This window comes from Tepidimonas fonticaldi, assembly GCF_007556755.1.
GTDB classification, from domain to species: Bacteria; Pseudomonadota; Gammaproteobacteria; order Burkholderiales; family Burkholderiaceae_C; genus Tepidimonas; species Tepidimonas fonticaldi.
The window spans coordinates 71,738-96,719 of sequence record NZ_VJOO01000003.1; the positions used below are offsets into that span (position 1 = coordinate 71,738).

Sequence of the window (24,982 nt, forward strand, 5' to 3'; positions counted from 1 at the left end):
GCGCTGGCGCCGCACCACCGCACAGCCGTCAGGGCAGCAGCACGGTCGAGCCCGTGGTTTGCCGCGCCTCCAGCGCCCGGTGAGCGTCCTGCACCTGTGCCAGCGCAAACCGCTGCTCGACGTGGATTTTGACCTGTCCCGACGTCACGACACCAAACAGGTCGTCGGCCATGGCCTGCGTGCGCTCGCGGCTGGTGATGTGCGAGAACAAGGTCTGCCGCGTCACGTACAACGAGCCCTTGGGCCCCAGGATGCCGGGCGCAAACGGCGGCACCGGGCCGCTGGCGTTGCCAAACGACACCATCAGCCCAAACGGCGCCAGACAGTCCAGCGAGCCGTCCCAGGTGTCCTTGCCCACCGAGTCGTACACGACCTTCACCCCTTTACCGCCCGTGATCGCCTTGACGCGCTCGACAAAGTTCTGCGTGCGGTAATTGATGCAGTGCTCGGCCCCGTTGGCGATGGCCAGCGCGCACTTGTCGTCGGTACCGGCGGTGCCAATCAGGCGCAAGCCCAGCGCGCGCGCCCATTGGCAGGCGATCAGGCCCACGCCCCCCGCGGCCGCATGAAACAGCACAAAGTCCCCGGGCTGCAGCCCCTCCACCGGCCGGCTGTGCTTGAGCAGGTATTGCGCCGTCAGCCCCTTGAGCATCATGGCCGCGCCCTCCTCGAACGAGATGGCGTCCGGCAGGCGGCACACATTCATGGCCGGCATGACGCGCACATCGCAGTAGCTGCCCGGCGGCTGGGACGCATACGCCACGCGGTCGCCCACGGCCAGGTGCGTCACACCCTGGCCCACCGCCTCCACCACGCCCGCGCCCTCCATGCCCAGACGCGCGGGCAGCGGCATCGGGTACAGGCCCGTGCGGTGGTAGACGTCGATGAAGTTCAAGCCGATGGCGTGGTGGCGGATGCGCACCTCGCCCGGCCCCGGATCGCCCACCTCCACCTCGACGAGGCGCAGCACCTCGGGGCCGCCGGGGGCGTCGATCTGCACGGCACGGCTGTTCATCATGGGGGGTCTCCTGCGGGTCAGTGGCCAAACAAACCCCCAATGGTGCCACGACTGGGACCGGGCCCTTCGGTGGGGCCATCGGCAGCCCCGCGACGGCTCGGGTACAGTCGCCCCATGCCCCGCGACACGACTGCGCCCCTGACCCCCTCCACCATCGCGCTGCTCACCATTCCGCCCCTGCTGTGGGCGGGCAACGCCGTGGTCGGCCGCATGGCGGCGGCCTGGATTCCGCCCATCACCTTCAACCTGTTGCGCTGGCTGATCGCCTTTGCCCTGCTCGTGCCGCTGGCGCACTGGGTGCTGCGCCCGAGCAGCCCGATGTGGCGGCAGTGGCGGCGCTTTGCCGTGCTGGGGCTGTTCGCGGTGGCGGGCTACAACATGCTGCAGTACCTGGCACTGCACACGTCCACGCCGCTGAACGTCACGCTGGTCGCGTCGAGCATGCCGGTCTGGATGATGCTGGTGGGCCGGCTGTTCTTCGGCGCACCCGTGCAGCGGCAGCAGTTGGCGGGGGCGGCACTGTCCCTGACCGGGGTGCTGGTGGTGTTGTCGCAGGGCCAGTGGGCCAACCTGCTGAAACTGCACTTCGTGCCGGGCGACGCCTGGATGCTGGCCGCCGCCTTCACCTGGGCCTGCTACAGCTGGCTGCTCACCCGGCGCGACGAATCGCCCGAGATCCGGCGCGACTGGGCGGCGTTTTTGCTGGCGCAAACCGCCTTCGGCCTGATCAGCGCCGCCGCGCTGGCGGGCGGGGAATGGATCTGGCTCACCACCGCCGCGCCTGCGGACATGCCCACCCGCATCCACTGGAGCTGGGCCCTGGCGGCGGTGCTGCTCTTCGTCGCCGTGGGGCCGTCGGTCATCGCCTACCGGTGCTGGGGGGCGGGCGTGCAGCGCGCCGGCCCGACGGTGGCCGGCTTCTTCACCAACCTCACGCCGCTGTTCGCCGCCGTGATGTCGTCCCTGCTGCTGGGCGAAACCCCGCGGGCCTACCACGCCCTGGCCTTCGGGCTGATCGTCGCCGGCATCGCGGTGTCGTCGCGGCGGGGGTGAGGGCGGCCCCGTTTCTCGTGGGAGCGGTGCGGCTCGGCTGCCTACCGTGGTGGAAGGGCCTCCCCCCGTCGCAGTGCTCCCGCCCGCCGGACCGCGATCCTCATCGGCCCTGCTCGAATGGTATCGCTGGGGGGGTGGCACGATGGCTAACGCGAAAGTGAGGGGCGATGGGCCGGCATCGCCGGCACGGCGTCCCAGCGGCTGAATCGCCCCGGGTCTAGTAGACACCTCTGAGCCTCAAACCTGAGGCCTAATAGGAGGTGCCATGAGTCAGAAGAGATATCCGGAAGAATTCAAGATCGAAGCGGTCAGACAGATCGTGGAGCGCGGTCACCCGGTGGCCGAGGTGTCCGCCCGGCTGGGCGTGAGCCAGCACAGTCTGTACAAGTGGATCAAGGAGCGGCAAACGCCCCCTGGCCAGCGCCAGGAGCAGCTATCCCGGTCGGAGGAACTGCGCCGCCTGAAGGCCGAGCTCAAGCGCGTGACCGAGGAGCGCGACATCCTAAAAAAGGCCGCCGCGTACTTTGCCAAGCAGTCCGGGTGAGGTACGCGTTCATCAAGGCGCACGAGGTCCAGCACAGCGTTCGACGCATGTGCTTGTGTCTGCAGGTGCACCCCAGCGGCTACTACGCCTGGAAGCAGCAGCCCGAAAGCGACAAAGCCCGCGACGACCAGCGCCTGCTGGGTCTGCTCAAGCAAGCCTGGCTGGAGAGCGGCTGTGTATTGACCCAGTGAATTCCTGCTCAGGTGTTAACGTTGAAGGAAACGACGATGAGCACCCTGATGGAAGACGATATCAAGCGCTGGACAGCCAAGCGTAAAACGGCCCTGGTCCTGGACATCATCCAGGGCAAGACCACGATCTCGGAGGCCAGTCGGACCTTCGATCTCAACCCCTCCGAGGTTGAGCAATGGGTCGATGAAGGCAAGCGCGGTATGGAGAACGCACTGCGTACCAAGCCCCTGGAAGTCAAGGAGCAGTACGAGAAGCAACTGCGCGAGTTGCAGGAGGCCTACGGCGAAGCCATGCTGGAGTTGCGTGCCCGAAAAAAGCTGGCGTCCCTGCTGGGCAACGAGGACGAGAAATGATCCTTAGCCTTCAGCAGGGATTGGCGCAAGACGGGTTCAAGGTCAGCCTTGTCAAGCTGTGCCAGTGGTTCGACATACCCCGGCGCACGGTGTACTACCGCAGCACCAAGGCTGTGCCCAAGGTTCAGGAGCACCTCGTCAAGCCCATCAAGGCGATGATCGAAGAGAACCCGTCGTTCGGCTACCGGACGGTGGCGCATCTGCTTGGGTTCAACAAGAACACCGTGCAGCGCATCTTCCAGCTCAAGGGCTGGCAGGTTCGCAAGCGGTCGGTGGGATTCAGGCCTCGTATCCAGGCGCTGCCGTCGGTGGCCAAGGCTCCCAACGAGCGTTGGGCGACGGACCTGTGCCGCGTGTGGACGGGGCGTGATGGGTGGGCTTCTCTGGCTCTGGTGATCGACTGCTACAGCCGCGAATTGCTGGGTTGGCACCTCAGCCGCAGCGGCCGCTCCAAGACCGCCGAGGCGGCGCTGGAGCAGGCGCTGATCGCCCGCTACGGCTGCCTGGGCAAGGTCAAGCACCCGTTCTTGTTGAGGTCGGACAACGGATTGGTGTTCACCAGCCGCAGCTACACGGCGCTGGTCAAGAGCTATGGTCTGCAGCAGGAATTCATCACCCCGTACAGCCCGGAGCAAAACGGCATGGTCGAACGCGTGATCAGAACGCTCAAAGACCAATGCGTGCACCGCCACCGGTTCGAGACCCTCCAACACGCCAGCCGCGTGATCGCAGACTGGATCGGCTTCTACAACCACCGGCGCCCTCACCAGGCGCTCGCCATGAAGACCCCGGCTGAGGCTTATGCTTTAGCAGCCTGACCTGTGCAGAAACCGCTGGGTCAATACAACCTAACGAACGAGTTAACTGGCGCCGGAGCCCGAAGGGCGCAGGGCACCAACAGCGGCCAATAAAATGCCGAAGGCATGGCCGCTGTTGGCGTCCACGTTGAACTTACAGTTAGGCTGTGGCGCGGAGTGGAAGGTCTTCATAGTATTTCGACCTGTAGCTTTGAGTGTTGCGCTTCACGTGTCAACCCGCGAGCGTGGTGGAAGACGAACATAACCTGCTTCGATTGGTGCGACTACGGAAATGAAACGCAATGGTTCTTTGCTCGTGCAAGTGACGCCATGCACTTGGCCTCGTTTGGCTACGACAACATCGCCTGATGTGACCACAACGGTGTTGCCTTGTTCGTCGATTTGATAATCGCCGTGACCGGACAGAATTATCCAGGTATCTTGGCCTTCTGGATGCGTATGCGCAGCTATCGTTTGTCCCGGCTCAACGTGCCAAGCGACGATCACTGAATGTTCAGACTCTTGGACAACGGAGCGGATCGGCTCACCGTCGCTGACTTGCATGTGGTCACTTGATTTGAATACGCGCTGACTGCTCATGGCTGCTCCGAGAGTTATGGTGCAAAGCACGCAAGAACTACGCCGCGCACAAAGCACCTAACGCCTGAATTAAGCCGCGCCGCGAAGCGGCGTCGGCTTGAATGAATTGTTAGCCGTACCTACGCCTTTACAGGGTAACGGCTAGAGATAGCGATGCGGTTCCAAGTATTGATGACAACTGCCAGCCACTCAATGGCTGACAGCTCTTCTTTTGAGAGATTTGCTGCGGCTTGCTCGTAGATCGAGTCCGGCACTTGTCCATCAGAGACCAATGTAATTGCCTCGACAAGTTCCAATGCGGCGCGCTCTTTTGAGGTGAAGTATTCCGTCTCTTTCCACGCAGCTAAAACGGCCACACGATCGCCAGATTCCCCGCTGGAAAGGGCGTCACGCGCATGCAGCCTGACACAGAAAGCACATTGATTGATCTGGGATGCGCGCAGGCGCAAGAGATGCGAGAAGCCTTCCGCAATGCCTGCGGTGGTCAGGGCTTCGGAGGCAAGTCGGTCAAGCTCAATGACGGCTTGATACAGCGTAGGTGCTGACTTGCCAAGGTTTACTCTTTCGGACATGCGAAATCCTTTGTTGTACGGCTAACACCTGAGTTAAGCCGCGCCGCGAAGCGGCGTCGGCTTGAATGAATTGTTAGATGCCAGCCCGATCAATGTGCGCTGACCTTGGATAGCAGATTTAGAACGGCGACGCCACTAACGATAAGTCCCATGCCAACGAACGCCCACAAGTCTAGTTTCTGGCCATGGAAGATCCAAGCGATAGCTGCCACAAGTACGATGCCGAGGCCAGCCCAAACAGCATAAGCAATGCCGACCGGGATGGACTTGAGTGCGAGAGAGAGGAAATAGAACGCAAGCCCGTAGCCAGCCACAACTACAACAGAAGGAACTAACTTGGTGAATCCATGGCTGGACTTCAGTGCGGAAGTTGCGACGACCTCACCAAATATTGCAATAGCCAGAAAGAGCCAGTTCTTCACGTGCAATCTCCTCTACGGTATGAAGCAGAAATAGTGGTGGCTATGAGTTGCCAAAAACAGTCTTGCGGCTGTCGATTTTCTGTGAGCATACGCAACGCCAAATCTGGCATCTAACGCCGGAGTTAAGCCGCCGCGCGTAGCGCGGTCGGCTTGAACGAATTGTTAGACATCATTTACCAACTGACTTGATGATCTCGCCTTTCACAAAGCGAATAAATTCTTCCAAGTGATCTGCGCGTGAGGCCAAGTGATCTTCTTTTTGTCCCAGATAAGCTTGCTTAGCTTCAAGTAAGACGGGCTGATACTGGGCAGGTAGGCGTTTTATTGCCCAGTCGGCAGCGACATCCTTCGGCGCGATTTTGCCGGTTATTGCGCTGTACCAAATGCGGGACAACGTAAGCACTACATTTCGCTCATCGCCGGCCCAGTCGGGCTGCGAGTTCCATAGCTTCAAGGTTTCCCTCAGCGCCTCGAATAGATCCTGTTCAGGAACCGGGTCAAAGAATTCCTCCGCTGCCGGACCTACCAAGGCAACGCTATGTTCTCTTGCTTTTGTAAGCAGGATAGCTAGATCAATGTCGATCATGGCTGGCTCGAAGATACCCGCAAGAATGTCATTGCGCTGCCATTCTCCAAATTGCAGCTCGCGCTTAGCCGGATAACGCCACGGGATGATGTCGTCATGCACGACAAGGGTGACTTCTATAGCGCGGAGCGTCTCGCTCTCGCCAGGGAAAGCCGAAGCCTCCATAAGATCATTGAGCAATGCTCGCCGCGTCGTTTCATCAAGCTTTACGGCCACAGTAACCAACAAATCAATATCGCTGTATGGCTTCAGGCCGCCATCCACTGCGGAGCCGTACAAATGCACGGCCAGCAACGTTGATTCCAGATGGCGCTCAATGACGCTTAGCACCTCTGATAGTTGGTTCGAAATTTCGATGGTCACCGCTTCCCTCATGATGTCTAACGCAAAGCTAAGGGGCGGCTACAAGCGGCGCGCAAAATGCGAAGCATGCGCCGATTGGAGACGTCCAGTGGCGCAGCCACGGCCTTGAGCGCCTTGTTAGCCACCAATGATGATACCTTCACTTGCCATGATTTTCGTTGGAATGGATTTTCTTGACGGCAACTTACTCTCATTGTCTATGTCCATGTTAAATGCAAAAAAGTAAACCTCAGTTCCTTTTTCTACCCAACCAACCCACCAAGCGACACCAGGATTTGATTCTGTGCCCACACCGGAATACCCGGTTTTTGAATGCACTATATATTCTGGAGTTGCTTCTGTAACTATTGCCTCTTTTACTATAAGTTGGTTTGCTTTAGATGCTGGCAAATTATTTAGGTAAAGCGACTCTAAAAATTTAACTTGATTGACTGCTGAGATTCTAAGCTGACCTTCTAGCCAAAATTTGTCAATGCCTCCGCCTATATTGGCGTTGCCATATGAAAAAAGGTTAAGGTATTTTTGCATTCTTTTTTTGCCAATGTCTCTTGCAATTTGTTGAAATACCGGAACAGCAGAAACTTGTATAGCGCCCCTTAGCGTTAAGTCTTTTTCCCATTGCTTCATGGCTCTGGGCTTGCCGTCCCATTTGAAAACCTGCCGCGCATCTTTTATGGCGCCGGTTTCAAGGCCTATGAGAGCATTGGGAATTTTGAATGTTGATGCTGGAATATAGGCCGTAGATGCACGTGTTGCATTATTTGTTGTACAGGAATTACTACTGCTTTTACAAAGTACAAAAACACCATGCACTGATTCACTGGAAAATTCTTTATTCCAAGCTAAATTTTCAGAAATAGACTCTGAAAGTGCAGTGCCTGCAAAAAATACTAGAACTAAATATGCGGCTATGGTTTTCATGGTACCTTGGTGGCTAACGTTCGAGCTAACCGGCGGGCGAAATGCGCAGCATTTCGCCCGTCCGAGTTGAGCGCCATGTTGGGCCTCACGTGGCTTTGCTGAGCAGGTGGCTGGAACCGCCGAAGTAATGCGATTTCAATTCAGAACGAAGCACTTTGGCGTGGACGTGCGGTCGTACCTGATTGCGTGACCTCTCTTCAATAACTCAGCCAGAATTGCCTCATAGCACCTACCGACTGATGGTGCATAGCCACCTACGGCGTCAGCAACCTCCTTGGCCGAGATTCGCCGACCCCGGCTCGAATTGCAGCCGAGTTGCTTGTGCAAGAAGTCGATAGCGCGATTGGTTAGTTCGACGTCATTCATCGGAGCTCAATAGCCTTTGCGCTTCATGCATGCATCCAGTGCATTTTCAGCCGCACGATAGGCCTCGGTGTCTGATTGTCCAGGTTGATGAACGGCTCTCTCAACTTCGCCTCTGCAGGCTTGAACATCGGCGCTGGAGTCGCGGGATGACGAGGATTGCTTGCCGCAGGCTGCGAGAGTGGCGGCGACGGCAACGGCGAGAGCGACTGAACGAAGTACGTAAATGGACATTGAGAGTCTCCTTGAGTGAAGTTGCGATGTGGACGATGCGGGTCTATAGGCGCTGGTGGTGGCTGTGATGCCCAACGCCTGAATTAAGCCGCGCCGCGAAGCGGCGTCGGCTTGAATGAATTGTTAGCCGTACCTACGCCTTTACAGGGTAACGGCTAGAGATAGCGATGCGGTTCCAAGTATTGATGACAACTGCCAGCCACTCAATGGCTGACAGCTCTTCTTTTGAGAGATTTGCTGCGGCTTGCTCGTAGATCGAGTCCGGCACTTGTCCATCAGAGACCAATGTAATTGCCTCGACAAGTTCCAATGCGGCGCGCTCTTTTGAGGTGAAGTATTCCGTCTCTTTCCACGCAGCTAAAACGGCCACACGATCGCCAGATTCCCCGCTGGAAAGGGCGTCACGCGCATGCAGCCTGACACAGAAAGCACATTGATTGATCTGGGATGCGCGCAGGCGCAAGAGATGCGAGAAGCCTTCCGCAATGCCTGCGGTGGTCAGGGCTTCGGAGGCAAGTCGGTCAAGCTCAATGACGGCTTGATACAGCGTAGGTGCTGACTTGCCAAGGTTTACTCTTTCGGACATGCGAAATCCTTTGTTGTACGGCTAACACCTGAGTTAAGCCGCGCCGCGAAGCGGCGTCGGCTTGAATGAATTGTTAGATGCCAGCCCGATCAATGTGCGCTGACCTTGGATAGCAGATTTAGAACGGCGACGCCACTAACGATAAGTCCCATGCCAACGAACGCCCACAAGTCTAGTTTCTGGCCATGGAAGATCCAAGCGATAGCTGCCACAAGTACGATGCCGAGGCCAGCCCAAACAGCATAAGCAATGCCGACCGGGATGGACTTGAGTGCGAGAGAGAGGAAATAGAACGCAAGCCCGTAGCCAGCCACAACTACAACAGAAGGAACTAACTTGGTGAATCCATGGCTGGACTTCAGTGCGGAAGTTGCGACGACCTCACCAAATATTGCAATAGCCAGAAAGAGCCAGTTCTTCACGTGCAATCTCCTCTACGGTATGAAGCAGAAATAGTGGTGGCTATGAGTTGCCAAAAACAGTCTTGCGGCTGTCGATTTTCTGTGAGCATACGCAACGCCAAATCTGGCATCTAACAGTTGATTGAACAGAATCTTGTATATCAGTGCTACACCGATTCTTGTTAGCACCGCTCTCGACGGTGCGACCTACTGGTTTCTGGACAACTATTATGTTACGCTTTCTGCGCTAGACAATCAAGGAGGAACACGTGGGCCAAGTGTCTCGCGAAGAGCGCCAGCGCCGATTCTGGGACAGCTTCATACAACTGCTGCATGAACAAGGGGTTAAGCCCCCGGCAGACCGATGGCATGTGGTGCGTGCGGAGGGGTTCATCCGCGCTTTTCCAGGGCGGAAGCTGGCGGAACTGACGGCGGATGACGTGACGGCGTACCTGGAAAAATTGGGACGGGAAGGCGCGCTGGAGGGTTGGCAGTTCCGCCAGGTGGTGGTTGCTATACAGATTCTGTTTAGCATGGTCAGGCCGACTTGGCTGGAGATTTTTGACTGGGCCTATTGGTTGGCTTCCGCCACCGCGCTCGAACCCACTCATCCCAGCGTCGCGCGCCAGCCGGCGGTCTCCATCCCGCCCGCGGCGGCTGAGGCATCCTTGCTGGAGCGCATGGGGGAAGGCGGGTGTGCGCGGGTGGTGCATCTGCATCGTGAAGACTTCTTGTTGTTGTCGCGGACGATCCGCACCCGGGGCCTGTCGATACGCACCGAGAAAGCCTATCTGCATTGGTTGTGTCGGCTGGTGGCGTTTCATGGCATGCGCGCGCCGGCCAGGCTGGGCGCGGCGGAGGTGGTGAGCTTTCTGCAGCATCTGGCCGTGGTGCGCAACGTATCGGCCAGCACCCAGAATCAGGCTTTGAATGCCCTGGTGTTTTTTTATGACAAGGCTTTGGAACAGCCCCTGGGTGACTTGGGACCCATGGTGCGGGCCAAGCGGCCCAAGCGTTTACCGGTGGTGCTGTCGGTCGCCGAGGTCAAGCGGCTGCTGGCAGCGATGGACGGGGTGCATGGGCTGATTGCCGCACTGCTCTATGGCACGGGCATGCGCTTGCTGGAATGCCTGCGTCTGCGCGTGCAGGATGTCGCGTTCGAGCGCAACCTGATCGTGGTGCGTCGGGGCAAGGGGGATAAGGACCGGGTGGTGCCGCTACCGGCCACAGTGGTGCCGGCGCTGAAGGCGCATTTGGAAAGCGTGCGGCAGTTGCATGAGGCGGACTTGGCCGAGGGGCTTGGCGAGGTGATGCTGCCGGATGCGCTGGCGCACAAGTACCCGGCGGCGGGGCGCGAGTGGGGCTGGCAGTTCGTATTTCCCAGCGGGCGACTGTCGGTGGACCCACGCTCGGGCGTGACACGCCGGCATCACCTGCATGAGGACAGCGTGCAGAAGGCCCTGCGTGCGGCGGTGGCGCAGGCGGGTATCGGCCGTCAGGCCAGTTGCCACAGCCTGCGCCACAGTTTCGCCACCCATTTGCTCGAACGTGGCCACGACATACGCACCGTGCAAGAGCTGCTGGGTCATGCGGATGTGTCGACCACCATGATCTACACCCATGTGCTGAACCGCGCGGGGGTGGGGGCGTTGAGTCCGCTCGATGGGTTGATGGGGTGAGCGCCAGCTAGACGGGTCCCGACGACGGTCACTCAGAACGTCCCCGGATACGCCCCCCCGTCGGCCAGGACATTCTGGCCCGTGAGGTAGCCCGCATGCACACTGCACAAAAAGGCGCAGATGGCGCCAAACTCCTCCGGCGTGCCAAAGCGGCCGGCGGGGATAGCCTCGCGCTGCTGATGCTCGATGACCTCCAGCGGCTGCCCGGCCTTGTCGGCCGCGGCCTGCAGCGTGGCGCGCAGGCGGTCGGTGGCGAACTTGCCCGGCAGCAGGTTGTTGAGGGTGACGCCCCGCGCCGCCAGACCGCTGCGCGCCAGCCCGGCGACGAAGCCGGTGAGGCCGCTGCGCGCGCCGTTGCTCAGGCCCAGGATGTCGATGGGGGCCTTGACCGCGCTGGAGGTGATGTTGACGATGCGCCCGAAGCCGCGCGCCGCCATGCCGTCCACGGTCGCCTTGATGAGTTCGATGGGCGTGAGCATGTTGCCGTCCAGCGCGCGCAGCCAGGTGTCGCGGCCCCATTGGCGGAAATCGCCCGGAGGCGGCCCGCCGGCGTTGGTGACCAGGATGTCGACGTCCCGCCCCGGACCGCCGGGCACCGCGAACAACGCGGCCCGCCCGGCCTCGGTCGTCACGTCGGCCGCGACGGTGAGGATCTGGTTGCGCGCGCCGGCGGGCCGTTCGGCGCGCAGCCGCGCGGCCGCCGTCTCCAGCGCCTCGGCGCCGCGTGCGGCCATCACCACGTTGACCCCTTCCAGCGCCAGCGCCCGCGCGCAACCCCAGCCCAGCCCCTTGCTGGCGCCGCACACGATCGCCCAGCGGCCTGCGATGCCCAGATCCATCGTTTGCTCCTGATAAACCCCGGCCAGCCCGTCAACGGTCCGGCCGGCTGACCCACAACACCCCGGCCAGCACCAGCGCGGTGCCAGCCACGATCCAGCCGTTGAACGGCTCGCCGAGCACCAGCACGCCCAGCGCGATGGTGGACAGCGGGCCGACCATGCCGGTCTGCGCGGTCAGGCCGGGGCCGATGCGCTCGATGGCCATCATCACCATGACCACGGGCGCCGCGGTGCACAGGACCGCGTTGGCGACCGACAGGGCGATCACCTCCGGCGCCACCGCCGCCGCCGACAGCGGCCGCAGCAGCACGAACTGCAGCAGGCACAGCAGGCAGGCCACCGTGGTGGCCCAGCCGACCAGCCGCAGCGACCCCAGCCGGCGCACGAGCTGGCCGCTGTAGACCAGGTAGACCGCGTAGCTGACGGCACTGGCCAACACCAGCGCGGCGCCGATGGCGGTGCCCCACCCGTCGAAGCGCACCTCGTGCCCGAAGACCAGCAGCACGCCCGCATAGCTCAGCGCCATGGCGCCGGCCTGGCGCCCCGTGATCGGCCGGCGGTACAGCCCCCAGCCCAGCAGCAGCACCAGGGTGGGATTCAGATACAGGATCAGCCGCTCCAGGCTCGCGCTGATGTACTGCAGGCCCCAGAAGTCCAGAAAGCTCGCCGCATAGTAGCCGGTGAAGCCCAGCCAGACGATGCCCAGCCAGTCGGACCGCGTCAGGGGTGCGACCGGCTGGCGCTGGCGGTACGTCGCCCACCACAGCATGGCCAGGAACAGCGGCAGCGCGAACAGCATGCGGTACATGATCAGCGTGACCGCGTCCACCCCGTAGCGGTAGGCCAGCTTGACGATGATCGCCTTGCCGCTGAATGCGATCGAGCCGGCCAGGGCCAGCAGCAGACCGACGCGGCGCGCGGCGGGGGACGCGGACGGCGCGGGTGTCATGGGTCCAGGGGTTGCAGGCTGCGCAGCCAGTGCAGGGCGGGCAGGCGCCAGCGGGTGCGGATGGCATCGGCGCGCGCCGCCAGCACCTCGCGCGACGGCCGCTGTGGCGAGCGCTGGGCCAGCACCACGGTGTTGCCCTCTTTCGTCGGCTTGAAGACCCACAGCGCGTCGCGGCCGAAGGCTTGCGTCAGCGCGGCCAACGAACGCTCGAAGCTGGCGCGCCGGCCAAACAGGTTGACCGTGAGGGCGCCGTCGTCGGTGAGCAGGCGGTGGCAATCGGCATAGAAGTCCGCGCTGTCCAGCACGGGCGCACCGGCGTCGTGGTCGTACAGGTCCACGGCCAGCGCATCCACGGTGCCGGCCCAGGGCGCGTGCCGCACCCACTGCGCCGCGTCGCCCACCACCACGCGCAGGCGCGGGCCGTCCGGCGGCAGGCGGAACCAGGTGCGGCAGGCCACCACCACCTGCGGATTGAGCTCCACGGCCGTGGTGTCCATGCCCAGCCGGCGGTGGCAGAACTTGGTCAGCGCCGCCGCGCCCAGGCCCAATTGCAGGGCGCGGCGCGCGGCGACGCCGTCCGGCTCGACGAAGAGCAGCCAGGCCATCATGCGCTGCACATACTCCAGCGCCAGGTCGTTGGGCCGGTCCAGGCGCATGCTGCCCTGGATCCACGGCGTGCTGCCCAGGTGCAGGTGGCGCAGCGGCCCCTCCTCGGAAAAGGTGACGCTGGGCAACGGCGGCGCGGCGCGGGAATGGGCGGGCGTCATCGTGCGTCGGTGGATTGCGGCGGGGCATGCACGGGAATACCGTGGCGGGCCAGCACCTCGGCCCAGGCCGCGGTTTTGCGCGCCAGGCTCCAACTCGCGTTGGCGGGGCTGGTGGAGGGCAGGCGTTCCACGGGCACGCCCAGCGCGCGGGTGTGGCGGGCGTGGCGCCAGCTCTCGCCACCGTTGTGGGCAATGGCGCGCAGCCCCCACAGGGTGCCCAGAATGGTCCAGAAATGGTTGTGCGGATGGGCATAGTACTGCTGCGCCCGCAGCGACGCCACGCTGGGAAAGCTGCCCAGCACCAGCAGCCGCGTGTGCGGCCCCACCACCGGTGGCAGCCCCTGCAGACGCGGCGCTTGCCGATCGCTCATGCCGCGCCCCCGGCGGCTGCGGCTTCCGCCACGGCCGCGTCCGTATCCGGCGCAGGGCCGAGCAAAGCCCGCAGCCGCGGCAGCGCCGCGCAGGCATTGGCCCAGGTGGCGGCGGCCAGGGCCGCAGGGGCCAGGCCGCGCAGCCGCGCGATCTCGGCCCCGATGCGCGGCAGCTCCGCCGGTGAGTTGCGGCCCTGGGGGCGGCCCGCGGCCCGCTCGGCCGCCGTCACATACAGCCACTGGGGCGGAATGTCCGGGGCGTCCGTCTCCAGCACCAGCGCCTGCAGCGGCAGCGTGGCGGCCAGCTCGCGCAGGCGCCGTGCGGTGTCAAAGGTCACGGCGCCGCCAAACCCCAGGCACAAGCCGCGCGCCACGAAGGCCTGCGCCTGCTGCAGGCTGCCGTTGAAGGCGTGCGCGATGCCCCCGCACACCGGGTGCCCGGCATCGGCCTGGGCGCGCAGCCCCGCCAGCAGCGCATCGGCCGATCGCCGCACGTGCAGGATCACCGGCAGGCCGAAGCGCTGCGCCAGCCGCAGTTGCGCGCGGTAGAAGCGCTGCTGACGTTCCCGCATGGCGTCGGTGCACAGTTCGGGCACGAAGAAGTCCAGCCCGATCTCGCCCACCGCCACCAGCCGCGGGTCGTCACGCGCCTCGGCCAGCGCCCGCTCCAGCCGGACCAGGTCGTCCTCGGTGGCCTGCGGCACGTACAGCGGGTGGATGCCCAGCGCATAGGCGTCGCCCATCTCGTGGGCCAGCGCCCGCACCGTGGCAAAGTCACGCGCCTGCACCGCGGGCAGCACGCAGCACGCCACTCCCGCCGCGCGCGCCCGGGCACGCTCGGCCCGCGCGTCGGGGCCCAATTCGGGCGCATCGAGGTGGCAGTGGGTGTCGATCCACATGGGATCCCGATTATGGTTCAGCACGGTCGCGCCACCGATGCCAGAATGGCTCCATGGACCGTCGACACCTCACCCTCCTCACCGGGGCCTCGCGCGGGCTGGGCCGCGCCATGGCCGAGCAGCTGCTGGGGCCGGACCGGCTGCTGCTGACGATCGAGCGCCGGCCCGACCCGGCGCTCGCCACGCTGGCCGCGCGCAGCGGCGCGCACCTGGAGCAGTGGAGCCAGGACCTGGTCGAGCCGGCCGAGGCCGCCGAGCGGCTGGCCCGCTGGCTCGACACGCTGGCGCCGGCCGCGCTGGCCAGCGCGACGCTCATCAACAACGCCGCCGTGCTGCCGCCCATCGGTCCGCTGCAGTCCAGCCCAGCAGAGGCGCTCTCACGCGCCCTGCGCGTGGGGCTGGAAGCGCCCATGCACCTGACGGCCACCTTTTTGCGCGCCACCGACCGCTGGGTGCAGGCGCAGGACTGGGATGGCCCGCGGCGGGTGCTCAACATCTCCTCGGGTCTGGGGCGCTACGCGATGGCGGGGCAGTCCATCTACTGTGCGGTCAAGGCCGGGCTGGACCACTTCAGCCGCTGCACGGCGCTGGACGAGGCCCGCCGCCCCCGCGGGGCACGCATCGTCTCGCTGGCGCCCGGGGTCATCGACACGGACATGCAGGTGCAGATGCGCGCCGGGGATCCGGCGGGCTTTCCGGACCGGGACCGCTTCGTGCAGTTGCACGCCCAGGGGCAGCTCACACCGGCGCATCAGGCGGCACGCCGGGTGCTCGCTTGGCTGGAACGGCCGGATTTTGGCGATCCGTGCGTGGCCGATGTGCGCGACGCGGGGTAAGACACGCACCAGAAAAGAGATGCTCCAGAATCGAGTGAACCCCAGGGGTGAGCTGTGTGCTGTGCCCAGCCGGGGCACGCTGATGGGCAATCGTGGAATCCTTCACGATGCCAATCAACGCATCGTCAAGCCTTGGGCCCACCACGCCTGGGTCACCTGCTTGCTCGAGTACAAGGGCATCCAGCGACCCCGGCCGTTTTCGACGCCGAACAACTACTCGGAGTTGTTTTTTCTGGACGAGGCAACGGCGTTTTCAGCGGGTCATCGTCCCTGCAACTTCTGTCAACGCGAGCGAGCGCAGGCGTTCAAAACGGCGTGGTTCAAGGCGAACCCCGATGCCTGTAAAGAGGTGTCCTTAAAGGCCCTCGACAGCGTCTTGCATCGAGAGCGGGTCGACAGAAACAAGAACAAGCTCACCTACGACGCCCGCCTTGACTCACTTCCCGTCGGCGCTTTCTTCGTCTGGAAGAATTTGTTTCTGGCAAAGACGAGGCAGGGTTGTCTGGAGTGGAGCTTTGACGGGTACCGACCGGGTCCGACCGTTCCGGCATCCGAAGTCGTGCAGGTGCTCACCCCCCGTTCGGTCGTCAATGCTTTTGCCCAGGGATTCGAACCCCGGTTTCATGCGACGGCATTGAACGCCTCGTGAGCAGCGACACCTCGGTGCGGCAGGTCCGGTGGAAGCGCTCAATATAGGCATTCTCGGTGGGCTGACGGGGAACGCATAATCCACACACACGCCGGCGTCCCTGCCGACGCCCGCCCAGCGGATCGCCCCAACACCCCTTTCCGGAGGTTTCCGATGCCCCTGCTCCCGACTTCCCGCCGCACCTGGCTCAAGACCGGACTGGCCTGCGCCGCCGCCGGCCTGGGCGCCCCGCTTACCGCCCTGGCCGACAACCGAACCGTGAAAATCCTGGTCGGCTTTCCCCCCGGCGGAGGCACGGACGCCATCGCGCGTCTGCTGGCCGAGCCGCTGCGCGAGGCGCTGGGCACCCCGGTGATCGTGGACAACCGGGCCGGCGCGGGCGGGCAACTGGCGGCCCAGGCCCTCAAGGCCGCTGCGCCGGACGGCACCACCCTGTTCCTGTCGCACGACCACACCATCTCCATCCTGCCGCAGGTGCTGCGCAATCCGGGGTTCGATCCGGCCAAGGACTTCGTCGCGGTGGCGGGCTTTGCCACCTTCGTCAACGCGCTGGCCGTCTCGGGCGGCACCCCGGCCAAGACGTACCGGGACTTCGTCGCCTGGGTGCGACAGCAGGGCGGCAAGGCCAACGTCGGCATCCCCGCCCCGGCGTCGGTGCCGCAGTTTCTGGTGCAGTCGCTGGCCAAGCGCCAGCAGCTCGACCTGGTGGCCGTGCCCTACCGCGGCAGCGCGCCCATGATGGCCGACATGCTGGGCAACCAGATCCCGGCCGGCGTGGGGTCGGTGCCCGATTTCATCGAAAACCACAAGGCCGGCAAGGTGCAGATCGTCGGCGTCATGGGCCGCACGCGCCAGGCCATCCTGCCCGACGTGCCGACGTTTGCCGAGCTGGGCATCCCTGGCTTCGAGGAGGTGCCCTACTACGGCCTGTTCGCCCCGGCCGGCACGCCCAAGGCGGCGCTGGAGCAGGTCAGCACCGCGCTGGCCAAAGCCCTGGCGCAGCCCGCGGTGCGGGATCGCCTGACGGCGATGGGGTTGACGGTCGGTCACATGAGCGGCGAGCAACTCGCCCAGCGCGAGCGCGCCTATACCGAGGTCTGGGCCCGCATCATCCGCGACAGCGGCTTCCAGCCACAGTGACGCTGCGGGCGCCGCCGTCGCGCGGCGGCCCGATCGATCGCCCCATCAATCGCCCAAAAAGCCGCCGGCGCGGTAGGTCAGCACCAGCGTGTCGCGCCAGCCGAGCACGCCCTCGGTCTGCGGCTGGATGGGTGTGGTCTCGTGGATGACGCGTTCGTCGTCCAGCAGCAGCACGGACCACGGCTCGGTCAGCGTGAAGCGCTGGCCATTGGGGCCGTCGGCCTCGAACACGCGGCTCTCGCCCCCCTTGATGCCGTGGCGGCCGACCAGAAAGACGGCCACCAGATCGACGCCGTCGCGGTGCGCGCCCTCGGGCGTGGGGCGGCCGATGCCCCCCGTGGTGTCGATACGGAAGGGGTGGGCCTCCACATACCAGGGCTGCGCACCTTTGAGGGCGGACACCACGGCCCCGGTGCGTTGCAGCAGCCGTGTCCACGCCGGCTGGGCGACCAGGGCGTCGGTCAGCGGGGCAAACCAACGCCGCATGCCCCCGTGCAGCGCGTTGTACTCCACGGGCTGGTAGTGGGGCCGCTCGGGCATGGGGCGCACGGCTTCGCCCTCGACGACGAAGCAGCCGTGCCGGCGCCGGCGGTAGCGGCCGCCGTCCTTGAGGTAGCGATCCGGTGGCAGGTCGTCCCAGGCGGGTTGCAGGGCCGTCAGGGCGGCGGCGTCCAGCCCCAGCCAGGCCCGCACCGCCGCCGCGCCAAGCACCGCATACCCCTGGCGGGCCAGGGTGGCGTCGAGTTGATCGGCGGCGACGGTGGGCGGGTCGAAGTGCGCAATCATGGTGCGCCAAGTGTAGCCGGCCCGCTCGGCCGCGCTGCGGGTAAACGCTATGGACGCCGCCGCCGCAGCGGTCTATGTTTGGTGTTTGACAAAAATCAAATGCTGAGCAGGACACGCACCATCGCGGAGGGACATCCATGGCAGCCACCCACCCCGAATCGACCGACACCGGCCCCCACGACACCAACCGCCCGGACACCGAGGCCGGGCGGGAGTCGGTTTTTTCGCTGCCGCTGGCCTCGCTGAGCCCGGGCGATCCGCTGCGCTGGCTGGCCCGGGGCTGGCAAGACTTTCGCGCCTGTCCGCGCATCGGGCTGTTTTACGGCGCGTGCTTTGCGCTGATGGGGCAGGCGCTGTGGCAGGCGTTCCAGCATGCGCCGGCCTATGTGCTGGCGCTGAGCGCGGGCTTTTTGCTCATGGGCCCGTTTTTGGCGCTGGGGCTGTACGACGCGAGCCGCGCGCTGGAGGAGGGTCGCCGCCCCTCGCTGCGCGCGTCGCTGTGGGCGTGGCGGCCCACGCTGTCCACCATGGCCATCTTTGCCGGCGTGCTGCTGATCCTGGAGATGCTGTGGGGCCGCGCCTCGCTGGTGGTGTTTGCGGTGACGATGAACACCATGCCCTCCAGCGAAAACATGCTGGCCGCGCTGCTGAGTCTGGACAACCTGGAGTTTCTGGTCACCTATGTGGTCGTTGGGGCCATCTTCGCGGGGCTGATCTTCGTCAGCAGCGCGATTTCCATCCCGATGATCCTGGACCGACAGACGGATGCGGTGTCGGCGGCCCTCACGAGTTTTCGCGCCTGTTTGCAAAACCCGGGGGTCATGTTCCTGTGGGGCGCGTGGATCACCGGGCTGTGCGTGCTGGCGATGCTGCCGGCCTTCTTGGGGCTGCTGGTGGTGGGGCCGGTGCTGGGCCATGCCACCTGGCACGCCTACCGGCACATCGTGCCGGCGCCGCCGGCCCGCAGCGACGTCACGCGTTGACGTCCACGACCAGCCGGCCGCGCACCCGCCCAGCCAGGACGTCGTCGGCCGCGGCGATGGCATCGGCCAGGGGAATGGTGCGCGTCATGCGCGCCAGCAGCGCCCGGTCCAGTTCGGCGGCCAGCCGCTGCCACGCCGTGCGGCGGCGCGCCAGCGGGGCCATGACGCTGTCGATGCCGTACAGCGTCACCCCGCGCAGGATGAACGGCGCCACCGTGGCCGGAAAGTCCATGCCCTGCGCCAGCCCGCAGGCCGCCACCGCGCCGCCGTAGCGGGTGCTGGCGCAGGCGTTGGCCAGGGTGTGGCTGCCCACCGCATCCACCACGCCGATCCAGCGTTCTTTCTGCAGCGGCTTGCCGGGCGCCGCCAGCGTCGCGCGGTCGATCACCTCCGCCGCGCCCAGGGCCTGCAGATAGTCCGCCTCGTGCGGGCGGCCGGTGGAGGCGACGACGCGGTGTCCGGCACGCGCCAGCAGCGCGATGGCGACGCTGCCCACGCCGCCGCCCGCGCCGGTCACCAGCACGTCACCGGCACCGGGCGCCACGCCCTGCGCCGCCCAGTGGGCCTGCAGCGCCATCACGCACAACATGGCGGTGTAGCCCGCGGTGCCGATGGCCATGGCCTCCCACGCCGTCAGGCCGGCGGGCAGCGGCAACAGCCAGTCGGCCTTGAGGCGCGCGCGCTGCGCCAGCCCGCCCCAGTGCACCTCGCCCACGCCCCAGCCGTTGAGCAACACGGCGTCACCCGGCTGAAAGCGCGGGTCGTCGCTGGCCTCTACCGTGCCGGCCAGATCGATGCCCGGCACCATGGGGAACTGCCGCACCACCGGCGAGCGCCCGGTGATGGCCAGCGCGTCCTTGTAATTGAGGGTGGAGTGCGACACGCGCACCGTCACCTCGCCGGCGGGCAAACGGTCGTCGGCCAATTCGGTCAGCGCGCAGCCGTATCCGGCGTCGGTCTTGTCGATCAGCAGGGCTTGGAACACAGGCAACTCCGTCAGGGATGGTCCGGGGGAATTCTGGCACGTCAGGCCGCGGCCGGCGCGGCGGTCCGAGCCGCTTCCTGCAACAGCCGCCACATCACCTTGCCGCTGCCGCTCTTGGGCAGGGCGTCCACGAACTCCACCAGCCGCGGGGCTTTGTACGCGGCCATGTGCTCGTGGCACCAGGCGATGATGTCCGCCTCGCTGACGGTGCCGCGCGCCGCCTGGCGCAGCACGACGACCGCCTTGACCGTCTCGCCCCGGTAGGCGTCCGGCACGCCGATGACGCAGGCCTCGGCAATCGCGGGGTGGCGGAACATCAGCGCCTCGACCTCGGCCGGCCAGACCTTGAAGCCGCTGGCATTGATCATGCGCTTGAGGCGGTCGGTGATGAAAAAGTAGCCGTTGTCGTCCACCCGGCCCAAGTCCCCGGTGCGGAAGTAGCGCCGCCCCCGGTGCTCGAAGAACACGGCCGCCGTCGCATCCGGGCGCTGCCAGTAGCCGTCGAAGACCATGGGACCGCTCACGACGATCTCTCCCGCCTCGCCGGGGGGCAGCTCCTGCAGGGTGTCGGGGTCCACGACGCGCGCGTCGCAGCCGATGAAGGGCACCCCCAGACACTGGGGCTGCGGCCGGTCCGGCGGGTTGTGGTGCGAGGGGGCCGCGGTCTCGGTCAGGCCATAGCCTTCCACATAGCGCAGGCCAAACTGGTCGAGCAGGCGTTGCGCGACCGCCGCGGGCATGGCCGCGCCACCCCCGCCGATGAACACCAGGCTGGACAGGTCGTAGTGATTGAAGTGCGGACTGGCCAACAGGTCGATCACCATGGTGGGGATGTTGGTCCAGTGCGTCACCCGCCAGCGCGAGATGAGCCGGCCCGCCAGATCCCGGTCCCAGCGCGGCATGATCACCGCCGTCGCGCCCAAATAGACGCTGGTGTGCATGCCGGCCACCATGCCGGTGATGTGGAACATGGGCACCACCAGCAGCCCGATGTTTTCGGCGGTACCATTGGTCCACACCGCGGCGGCCACCGCGTTGTGCATCAGCGTGCGGTGCGGATGCATGCAACCCTTGGGCAGCCCGGTGGTGCCGCTGGTGTAAGGCAGCACGGCCAGATCGTCCGGCCCCACCTCGTGCGGCGGCAGGGGATCGGTGCAGGCCAGGGCCTGCGCCCAATCTGCCACTTGGCCATGCGTCAGCGTGGGCAGGGGGTGGCGCGTGGCCAGCCACTCGCGCCACGCGGGGGGCACGGCCTCGCCGTCGAAGGCATCGTCGGGCATCGCATCGCGGTAGTGCAGCACCAGCAGGTCGCGCAGGCGCTGCTCGGGCGGCAGGGCGGCGTCGGCCGCGCACAACGCAGGGGCCAGGTCGGCCGCGGCGATGGCCACGCGGGCTTGCGGATCGGTGATGTAGTGGCCCAGCTCGTCGGCCTTGTTCATCGGGTTGACCGGCACCACCACCGCATTGGCCCGCAGGATGCCGTAGTAAGCGACGATGAACTGCGGGCAGTTTTGCAGGAAGAGGATCACGCGGTCGCCCCGCCGCACACCGCGCGCGGCCAGCCAGGCGGCGATGCGCTCGGCTTGGCGCTGCAGCTCCGGATAGGTCATCACCCGGTCGAAAAAGACCGTCGCCGCCTTGTCCGGGTACCGCCGCGCGCTCACCTCCAGGTTGAACCAGAGCGAGGTCTGGGGCGGCTGGATGGTCCGCGGCACACGCGCGGGCCAGACGCGGGCATGCGGCCGGTCGTCGCCGGCGCTGGGGGCATCGCTGGGGGGATGGGTCGCGGACTCGGCGGTGGTCATCGGGCAGTCTCCTCGAATCTTGTCATGCAGTCGTGGGGCGGCACGGTGGGGCCGTGCCGCCAGCGCGCAGCATAGACAGCGCGGGGCCCGCTCGCCAAGGACGGGCCTGTCTCGTGCGAGACCGGCACACCGTCACCCGCGTGCCAGGCCGCACCGCAGCCGCCGACTACCATGTCCCCCCATGGCCAACCCCGTGCCCTCCTCCGGTCCAACACCACACGCTCCGGCGCCCGCCGCGCCCCTGCCGGGGCTGCTGTGGCTGTTTGCGGCGTGCAACTTCGTGATCGGCACTGGGGCCTTTGGCATGACGGGCTACCTGGGACCGGTGGCCGACGGACTGGGGGTCAGCGTCGGCGCCGCGGGACAGACCATGACCGTCTACGCGCTGGCCAACGCGGTGCTGGCCCCGCTGCTGATGGCGCTCACGGCCCGCTGGCCACGGGCGTGGGTGATGCAGGGGGCGCTGGGCCTGTTCGCTTGCGGCACGCTGCTCGGCGCCGCGGCGCCCAATCTGACGGTGCTGATGGTGGGGCGGGTGCTGATGGGCGCGGGCGCGGTGTTCACCCCGATTGCCGCCGGACTGGCCGTGCAGTTGGCGGCCCCCGAGCAGCGCGGACGGGCGCTGTCGCGCACCTTTTTGGGCATGAGCCTGAGCTATGTGCTCGGCATGCCCTATGGCGCCTGGCTGGGCCTGCAATGGGGCTGGCGCTGGCCCCTGTTGAGCGTGGGGGCGGCCGCGCTGCTGATCGGCTGGCTGCTGCACCGCCGCCTGCGCGCCGGCATGGACGCCGGCGGGACCTCGCTGCGCGGCATCGGCGCGGTGCTGCGCCGGCGCGACGTGGTGCTCGCGCTGCTGCTGACGCTGCTGTACTTCACGGGCATCTTCGTCGTGACCGCCTACATGGGGCCGGTGCAGCTCGCGCTCAATCCGCTCACGCCGGGCGGGCTGAGCGCGCTGCTGGCCGGCATCGGCGCGGCGGGCGTGGTGGGCACCCTGGGCGGGGGCTGGGCGGCCGACCAACTGGGGCCTCGGCGCACGATCGCGCTGCTGTTGGCCTGTCTGCTATTGACCATGATCGCCGTCCCCTGGACAGCCGGGCACCTGGCCTGGACGGCCGTCGCCTTTGCGGTGTGGACCGTCTGCGGCTTTGGGCTGATGACCCCGCAGCAGTCCCGTTTGGCGGAGCTGGCGTTCACCCAAGCCCCCCTGCTGTTGAGCCTGAACGCCTCGATGGTCTACATCGGCACGGCCCTGGGCTCCGCCATCGGCGGCGCGGCCATCCACGTCCTGGGGTTCGAACGGCTGGCGTGGCTGGGCGCGGTCTTCGTCACGGCGGCACTGCTGACCCTGGCGGTCAACACGGCACCGCCGCCGCGTCCGCGCCCGCGCTGAATGGCGCCCGGCGTGTGGGGCTGAACGGGGGCGCGGCAGCACGGAACACCCGCCACCGCTATGATGGCGGCCATGCGTCGCGCACTGGTGTGGTTGCTGCGGGCTCTGCTGCCCTGGCGGTTGTGGGCAGCGGATGCCATGGCGCTGCAGTCCTGCCACGCGCCAACGCCATCGGTGGCCACACCCATGGCCCCGCAGGACCATACGGCCTCGCACCATGCGATGCACGCCGAGGCGCCCGCGCACGATGCCGCACGGCACGCGTCGCACTCGCCGTTGGATGGGACGGCTGATCACGACTCGGCCCAGAGCCCCCACGCGGGATGCTCCCTGTGTGACATTTGTCACAACACGGCGATGGCAGCGCCTGCGACAGTGGCATTCGGCAACCCTGTCCCGCATCGCTGGGGCCTGACCCAGGCGCACCTGCCGCCGACCCCGGCGATGGCCCCGCCGCACAAACCCCCGATCGCCTGAACCGGCCCGCGTTCCGTCGCCGGCGGCCTGGTGCGCCGCCGCGCGCCCGTCCCGTTTCCGGAGATCGTTCATGCCCCGTGCTCATCCCGGGCGGCGTGGGTGGGGTCTGCTGCTGTTGGCGGCCCTGACCACCGCGCACGCCCAGATACCCCATGTTCACCCCGGTGGCTCGCCCCCCGGCACGTCCACCCCCGCAGCCCGTGCGGCCCCATCGGCTCCAACGGCTCCAACGGCCCCGCCATCCGGCCCGCCGCCGGCGGGGGACGCCCCCACCGACCCCGCCACCGCGTGGCGCGCGGCCAACGACGCCGTCGGGGCTTTCCCGCGCGGACACGCCGACATCCTGCGCTGGGAACAGGCCCAGGGCCTTGGCCCGCGCCCGGCACCCGCGCCCGACACCGCCACCTGGTCCCTGGACGAGGTGGTCCGTCGCGCCCTGCTGGCGCGTCCCGATCTGCTCGTCACCCCAGGGTTGGGGACGACCGAGCGGCTGCGCCTGGCGCAGGCCGCGGCGGCCGTCGTCCGGGATGCGCAAGCCGCCTGGATCGAGGCGGTGGCGGCGCGCCAGGTGCGCCGGCTGGCCCAGGACGCCCACACCGCCGCCGACGCGGGAGCCGAGCTGGCCCGGCGCATGCGCCAGACCGGCAACTTCAGCGCCGAGCGGCAAGGGCGCGAAACCCTGCCGCTGTGGGACGCCGACGCGCGTGTGGAGCACGCCATCGCGGCCGAACAGCAGGCCGTGGTGCGGCTGTGGCAGCAGATCGGTGGCGGCGAATCCCCCGAAGCCCTGGCGCGCCACCTGCCCGACACCCTGCCCGCGCGGCCCAGCCTGGCGGCAACCGATGTCCGCGCCACCTGGGCCGCCCAGGTACGCGAGCGGCACCCCGACTGGCGCCGCCTGCAGCTCGACGCCCAGCGGCAGCGCGCCGCGTTGCCCCCGGGTGCCTGGGACGAACTACAGACCGCCTGGGCGCAGGCCGTCGCGCGCGGCCTGCCGGACGCTCCGCGGTGGGATCCGACCGCCCCGCGCTGGCCGCACGCCTGGGACCAGGCGCTGGCGGCGCACGCCGCGCTGACACGGCTGGAGCGCCGGCTGGACGGCGACCTCGACCTCGCATGGGCCAACGCCCGACGCGCCGCGGAACGGGCCGAACGCCAGCGCCACCGCGTCCTGCCCGCCCTGCAGGCGCTGGAGGAAGAAACCCTGCTGCGCTACAACGGCATGCTGGCCAGCACCTGGGAGGTGCTCGCCGCCGCGCGCGAGCGCATCGCCGCCCAGCAGGCGGCGGTCACCGCCGAACGCGACGCCTGGCTGGCCTGGCTGGACCTGCAAGCCGTGCTGGCCGGCCTGCCGCTGAGCGAACGGGCCATGCCTGCCCCTGCCGATGCCCCCGCCACCCCCGCGAAAGGCCACTGACC

General features: G+C 66.3%; 27 protein-coding genes and 1 pseudogene. 11 read left to right on the forward strand and 17 right to left on the reverse strand.

Annotated features, from left to right (window positions below):
* Nucleotides 1–28: 28 nt before the first annotated feature.
* Complete coding sequence (locus Tfont_RS02565; RefSeq protein WP_260682232.1) at nt 29–1,018, reverse strand: quinone oxidoreductase family protein; 990 nt, start codon at nt 1,016–1,018, stop codon at nt 29–31.
* A 114-nt stretch (nt 1,019–1,132) separates the two neighbouring features.
* Between Tfont_RS02565 and Tfont_RS02570 the strand changes: the two genes are divergently transcribed.
* The 4 genes and pseudogenes from Tfont_RS02570 to Tfont_RS02585 all read left to right on the forward strand — a co-directional run bounded on the left by Tfont_RS02570 (nt 1,133) and on the right by Tfont_RS02585 (nt 3,978).
* A complete protein-coding gene (locus Tfont_RS02570; RefSeq protein ID WP_143968271.1) occupies nt 1,133–2,071 on the forward strand; it encodes a DMT family transporter in 939 nt (312 codons plus the stop codon).
* 265 nt (nt 2,072–2,336) lie between these two features.
* Nucleotides 2,337–2,794: pseudogene (locus Tfont_RS02575) on the forward strand (transposase); the annotation flags it as partial.
* 48 nt (nt 2,795–2,842) lie between these two features.
* Complete coding sequence (locus tag Tfont_RS02580) at nt 2,843–3,160, forward strand: DUF1153 domain-containing protein (protein WP_143968272.1); 318 nt, start codon at nt 2,843–2,845, stop codon at nt 3,158–3,160.
* The gene (locus Tfont_RS02585) at nt 3,157–3,978 is read left to right on the forward strand and encodes an IS3 family transposase (RefSeq protein WP_143968273.1); all 822 of its coding nucleotides are present in this window, start codon (nt 3,157–3,159) and stop codon (nt 3,976–3,978) included. Before Tfont_RS02580 ends, Tfont_RS02585 begins: the two co-directional genes overlap by 4 nt.
* A gap of 204 nt (nt 3,979–4,182) precedes the next feature.
* On the opposite strand, the gene Tfont_RS02590 is transcribed toward Tfont_RS02585, so the two are convergent.
* The 8 genes from Tfont_RS02590 to qac (Tfont_RS02625) form a co-directional block, all read right to left on the reverse strand.
* The gene (locus Tfont_RS02590; RefSeq protein ID WP_143968274.1) at nt 4,183–4,557 is read right to left on the reverse strand and encodes a cupin domain-containing protein; all 375 of its coding nucleotides are present in this window, start codon (nt 4,555–4,557) and stop codon (nt 4,183–4,185) included.
* Between the two features lie 119 nt (nt 4,558–4,676).
* Entirely contained in the window at nt 4,677–5,129 is a 453-nt protein-coding gene (locus Tfont_RS02595) for a carboxymuconolactone decarboxylase family protein (protein ID WP_143968275.1), read from the reverse strand.
* An 89-nt stretch (nt 5,130–5,218) separates the two neighbouring features.
* Nucleotides 5,219–5,551, reverse strand: a complete 333-nt coding sequence (qac, locus tag Tfont_RS02600) for a quaternary ammonium compound efflux SMR transporter QacL (protein WP_000800531.1) — start codon at nt 5,549–5,551, stop codon at nt 5,219–5,221.
* A 169-nt stretch (nt 5,552–5,720) separates the two neighbouring features.
* Nucleotides 5,721–6,512 carry an ANT(3'')-Ia family aminoglycoside nucleotidyltransferase AadA2 gene (locus tag Tfont_RS02605; protein WP_001206356.1) on the reverse strand — a complete coding sequence of 264 codons (792 nt, stop codon included), beginning with the start codon at nt 6,510–6,512 and terminating at the stop codon, nt 5,721–5,723.
* Nucleotides 6,513–6,617: 105 nt separating this feature from the next.
* A complete protein-coding gene (locus Tfont_RS02610; protein ID WP_032492122.1) occupies nt 6,618–7,421 on the reverse strand; it encodes an OXA-5 family class D beta-lactamase OXA-129 in 804 nt (267 codons plus the stop codon).
* A 372-nt stretch (nt 7,422–7,793) separates the two neighbouring features.
* Nucleotides 7,794–8,018 carry a hypothetical protein gene (locus Tfont_RS02615; RefSeq protein WP_143968276.1) on the reverse strand — a complete coding sequence of 75 codons (225 nt, stop codon included), beginning with the start codon at nt 8,016–8,018 and terminating at the stop codon, nt 7,794–7,796.
* Between the two features lie 133 nt (nt 8,019–8,151).
* Nucleotides 8,152–8,604, reverse strand: coding sequence for a carboxymuconolactone decarboxylase family protein (locus Tfont_RS02620; RefSeq protein ID WP_143968275.1), 453 nt, complete (start codon nt 8,602–8,604; stop codon nt 8,152–8,154).
* 89 nt (nt 8,605–8,693) lie between these two features.
* On the reverse strand, nt 8,694–9,026 hold the full coding sequence (qac, locus tag Tfont_RS02625) for a quaternary ammonium compound efflux SMR transporter QacL (protein WP_000800531.1): 333 nt from the start codon (nt 9,024–9,026) through the stop codon (nt 8,694–8,696).
* Between the two features lie 248 nt (nt 9,027–9,274).
* Between qac (Tfont_RS02625) and Tfont_RS02630 the strand changes: the two genes are divergently transcribed.
* A complete protein-coding gene (locus tag Tfont_RS02630) occupies nt 9,275–10,684 on the forward strand; it encodes an integron integrase (RefSeq protein ID WP_313906457.1) in 1,410 nt (469 codons plus the stop codon).
* A gap of 32 nt (nt 10,685–10,716) precedes the next feature.
* Here Tfont_RS02630 and Tfont_RS02635 read toward each other — a convergent pair whose 3' ends face one another.
* The 5 genes from Tfont_RS02635 to Tfont_RS02655 are packed head-to-tail and all read right to left on the reverse strand — an operon-like array spanning nt 10,717 to nt 14,509.
* Nucleotides 10,717–11,523 (reverse strand): SDR family oxidoreductase, encoded by an 807-nt coding sequence (locus Tfont_RS02635; protein ID WP_143968277.1) that lies wholly within the window; start codon nt 11,521–11,523, stop codon nt 10,717–10,719.
* Between the two features lie 31 nt (nt 11,524–11,554).
* Nucleotides 11,555–12,472 (reverse strand): DMT family transporter, encoded by a 918-nt coding sequence (locus Tfont_RS02640; protein WP_143968278.1) that lies wholly within the window; start codon nt 12,470–12,472, stop codon nt 11,555–11,557.
* Nucleotides 12,469–13,239, reverse strand: coding sequence for a class I SAM-dependent methyltransferase (locus tag Tfont_RS02645; RefSeq protein WP_143968279.1), 771 nt, complete (start codon nt 13,237–13,239; stop codon nt 12,469–12,471). The genes Tfont_RS02640 and Tfont_RS02645 overlap by 4 nt, the downstream gene beginning before the upstream one ends.
* Nucleotides 13,236–13,610: a hypothetical protein gene (locus tag Tfont_RS02650; protein ID WP_143968280.1), complete on the reverse strand. Its 375-nt coding sequence runs from the start codon at nt 13,608–13,610 to the stop codon at nt 13,236–13,238. Before Tfont_RS02650 ends, Tfont_RS02645 begins: the two co-directional genes overlap by 4 nt.
* The gene (locus tag Tfont_RS02655) at nt 13,607–14,509 is read right to left on the reverse strand and encodes a TatD family hydrolase (protein ID WP_143968281.1); all 903 of its coding nucleotides are present in this window, start codon (nt 14,507–14,509) and stop codon (nt 13,607–13,609) included. Before Tfont_RS02655 ends, Tfont_RS02650 begins: the two co-directional genes overlap by 4 nt.
* 53 nt (nt 14,510–14,562) lie before the next feature.
* On the opposite strand from Tfont_RS02655, the gene Tfont_RS02660 reads away from it, so the two are divergent.
* The 3 genes from Tfont_RS02660 to Tfont_RS02670 all read left to right on the forward strand — a co-directional run bounded on the left by Tfont_RS02660 (nt 14,563) and on the right by Tfont_RS02670 (nt 17,134).
* Nucleotides 14,563–15,345, forward strand: a complete 783-nt coding sequence (locus tag Tfont_RS02660; protein ID WP_143968282.1) for an SDR family NAD(P)-dependent oxidoreductase — start codon at nt 14,563–14,565, stop codon at nt 15,343–15,345.
* A gap of 19 nt (nt 15,346–15,364) precedes the next feature.
* On the forward strand, nt 15,365–15,994 hold the full coding sequence (locus Tfont_RS02665) for a hypothetical protein (RefSeq protein WP_143968283.1): 630 nt from the start codon (nt 15,365–15,367) through the stop codon (nt 15,992–15,994).
* A 153-nt stretch (nt 15,995–16,147) separates the two neighbouring features.
* Nucleotides 16,148–17,134, forward strand: coding sequence for a Bug family tripartite tricarboxylate transporter substrate binding protein (locus Tfont_RS02670; protein ID WP_143968284.1), 987 nt, complete (start codon nt 16,148–16,150; stop codon nt 17,132–17,134).
* Between the two features lie 45 nt (nt 17,135–17,179).
* Here the strand turns inward: Tfont_RS02670 and Tfont_RS02675 are convergent, their stop codons facing one another.
* The gene (locus tag Tfont_RS02675) at nt 17,180–17,920 is read right to left on the reverse strand and encodes a 2OG-Fe dioxygenase family protein (protein WP_143968285.1); all 741 of its coding nucleotides are present in this window, start codon (nt 17,918–17,920) and stop codon (nt 17,180–17,182) included.
* 137 nt (nt 17,921–18,057) lie between these two features.
* On the opposite strand from Tfont_RS02675, the gene Tfont_RS02680 reads away from it, so the two are divergent.
* Nucleotides 18,058–18,903 (forward strand): DUF2189 domain-containing protein, encoded by an 846-nt coding sequence (locus tag Tfont_RS02680; protein WP_143968286.1) that lies wholly within the window; start codon nt 18,058–18,060, stop codon nt 18,901–18,903.
* On the opposite strand, the gene acuI is transcribed toward Tfont_RS02680, so the two are convergent.
* Both acuI and Tfont_RS02690 read right to left on the reverse strand, forming a co-directional pair.
* Nucleotides 18,893–19,888, reverse strand: coding sequence for an acrylyl-CoA reductase (NADPH) (gene acuI / locus Tfont_RS02685; RefSeq protein WP_143968287.1), 996 nt, complete (start codon nt 19,886–19,888; stop codon nt 18,893–18,895). The two genes, Tfont_RS02680 and acuI, sit on opposite strands and share 11 nt — an antisense overlap.
* Before the next feature lie 41 nt (nt 19,889–19,929).
* Nucleotides 19,930–21,693 (reverse strand): long-chain fatty acid--CoA ligase, encoded by a 1,764-nt coding sequence (locus Tfont_RS02690; RefSeq protein WP_143968288.1) that lies wholly within the window; start codon nt 21,691–21,693, stop codon nt 19,930–19,932.
* Between the two features lie 181 nt (nt 21,694–21,874).
* Here Tfont_RS02690 and Tfont_RS02695 point away from each other — a divergent pair, with 181 nt between their 5' ends.
* Entirely contained in the window at nt 21,875–23,086 is a 1,212-nt protein-coding gene (locus tag Tfont_RS02695) for an MFS transporter (protein WP_260682233.1), read from the forward strand.
* Nucleotides 23,087–23,633: 547 nt separating this feature from the next.
* Nucleotides 23,634–24,980, forward strand: a complete 1,347-nt coding sequence (locus Tfont_RS02700) for a TolC family protein (RefSeq protein WP_143968289.1) — start codon at nt 23,634–23,636, stop codon at nt 24,978–24,980.
* The last annotated feature ends 2 nt before the right edge of the window (nt 24,981–24,982 follow it).

Coding starts and splice junctions, on each gene's coding strand:
- Tfont_RS02565 (WP_260682232.1), bottom strand. CDS start 1,018: ATGATGAACAGCCGTGCCGTGCAGATCGACGCCCCCGGCGGCCCCGAG.
- Tfont_RS02570 (WP_143968271.1), top strand. CDS start 1,133: ATGCCCCGCGACACGACTGCGCCCCTGACCCCCTCCACCATCGCGCTG.
- Tfont_RS02580 (WP_143968272.1), top strand. CDS start 2,843: ATGAGCACCCTGATGGAAGACGATATCAAGCGCTGGACAGCCAAGCGT.
- Tfont_RS02585 (WP_143968273.1), top strand. CDS start 3,157: ATGATCCTTAGCCTTCAGCAGGGATTGGCGCAAGACGGGTTCAAGGTC.
- Tfont_RS02590 (WP_143968274.1), bottom strand. CDS start 4,557: ATGAGCAGTCAGCGCGTATTCAAATCAAGTGACCACATGCAAGTCAGC.
- Tfont_RS02595 (WP_143968275.1), bottom strand. CDS start 5,129: ATGTCCGAAAGAGTAAACCTTGGCAAGTCAGCACCTACGCTGTATCAA.
- Tfont_RS02605 (WP_001206356.1), bottom strand. CDS start 6,512: ATGAGGGAAGCGGTGACCATCGAAATTTCGAACCAACTATCAGAGGTG.
- Tfont_RS02610 (WP_032492122.1), bottom strand. CDS start 7,421: ATGAAAACCATAGCCGCATATTTAGTTCTAGTATTTTTTGCAGGCACT.
- Tfont_RS02615 (WP_143968276.1), bottom strand. CDS start 8,018: ATGTCCATTTACGTACTTCGTTCAGTCGCTCTCGCCGTTGCCGTCGCC.
- Tfont_RS02620 (WP_143968275.1), bottom strand. CDS start 8,604: ATGTCCGAAAGAGTAAACCTTGGCAAGTCAGCACCTACGCTGTATCAA.
- Tfont_RS02635 (WP_143968277.1), bottom strand. CDS start 11,523: ATGGATCTGGGCATCGCAGGCCGCTGGGCGATCGTGTGCGGCGCCAGC.
- Tfont_RS02640 (WP_143968278.1), bottom strand. CDS start 12,472: ATGACACCCGCGCCGTCCGCGTCCCCCGCCGCGCGCCGCGTCGGTCTG.
- Tfont_RS02645 (WP_143968279.1), bottom strand. CDS start 13,239: ATGACGCCCGCCCATTCCCGCGCCGCGCCGCCGTTGCCCAGCGTCACC.
- Tfont_RS02650 (WP_143968280.1), bottom strand. CDS start 13,610: ATGAGCGATCGGCAAGCGCCGCGTCTGCAGGGGCTGCCACCGGTGGTG.
- Tfont_RS02655 (WP_143968281.1), bottom strand. CDS start 14,509: ATGTGGATCGACACCCACTGCCACCTCGATGCGCCCGAATTGGGCCCC.
- Tfont_RS02660 (WP_143968282.1), top strand. CDS start 14,563: ATGGACCGTCGACACCTCACCCTCCTCACCGGGGCCTCGCGCGGGCTG.
- Tfont_RS02665 (WP_143968283.1), top strand. CDS start 15,365: ATGCTCCAGAATCGAGTGAACCCCAGGGGTGAGCTGTGTGCTGTGCCC.
- Tfont_RS02670 (WP_143968284.1), top strand. CDS start 16,148: ATGCCCCTGCTCCCGACTTCCCGCCGCACCTGGCTCAAGACCGGACTG.
- Tfont_RS02675 (WP_143968285.1), bottom strand. CDS start 17,920: ATGATTGCGCACTTCGACCCGCCCACCGTCGCCGCCGATCAACTCGAC.
- Tfont_RS02680 (WP_143968286.1), top strand. CDS start 18,058: ATGGCAGCCACCCACCCCGAATCGACCGACACCGGCCCCCACGACACC.
- Tfont_RS02690 (WP_143968288.1), bottom strand. CDS start 21,693: ATGACCACCGCCGAGTCCGCGACCCATCCCCCCAGCGATGCCCCCAGC.
- Tfont_RS02695 (WP_260682233.1), top strand. CDS start 21,875: ATGGCCAACCCCGTGCCCTCCTCCGGTCCAACACCACACGCTCCGGCG.
- Tfont_RS02700 (WP_143968289.1), top strand. CDS start 23,634: ATGCCCCGTGCTCATCCCGGGCGGCGTGGGTGGGGTCTGCTGCTGTTG.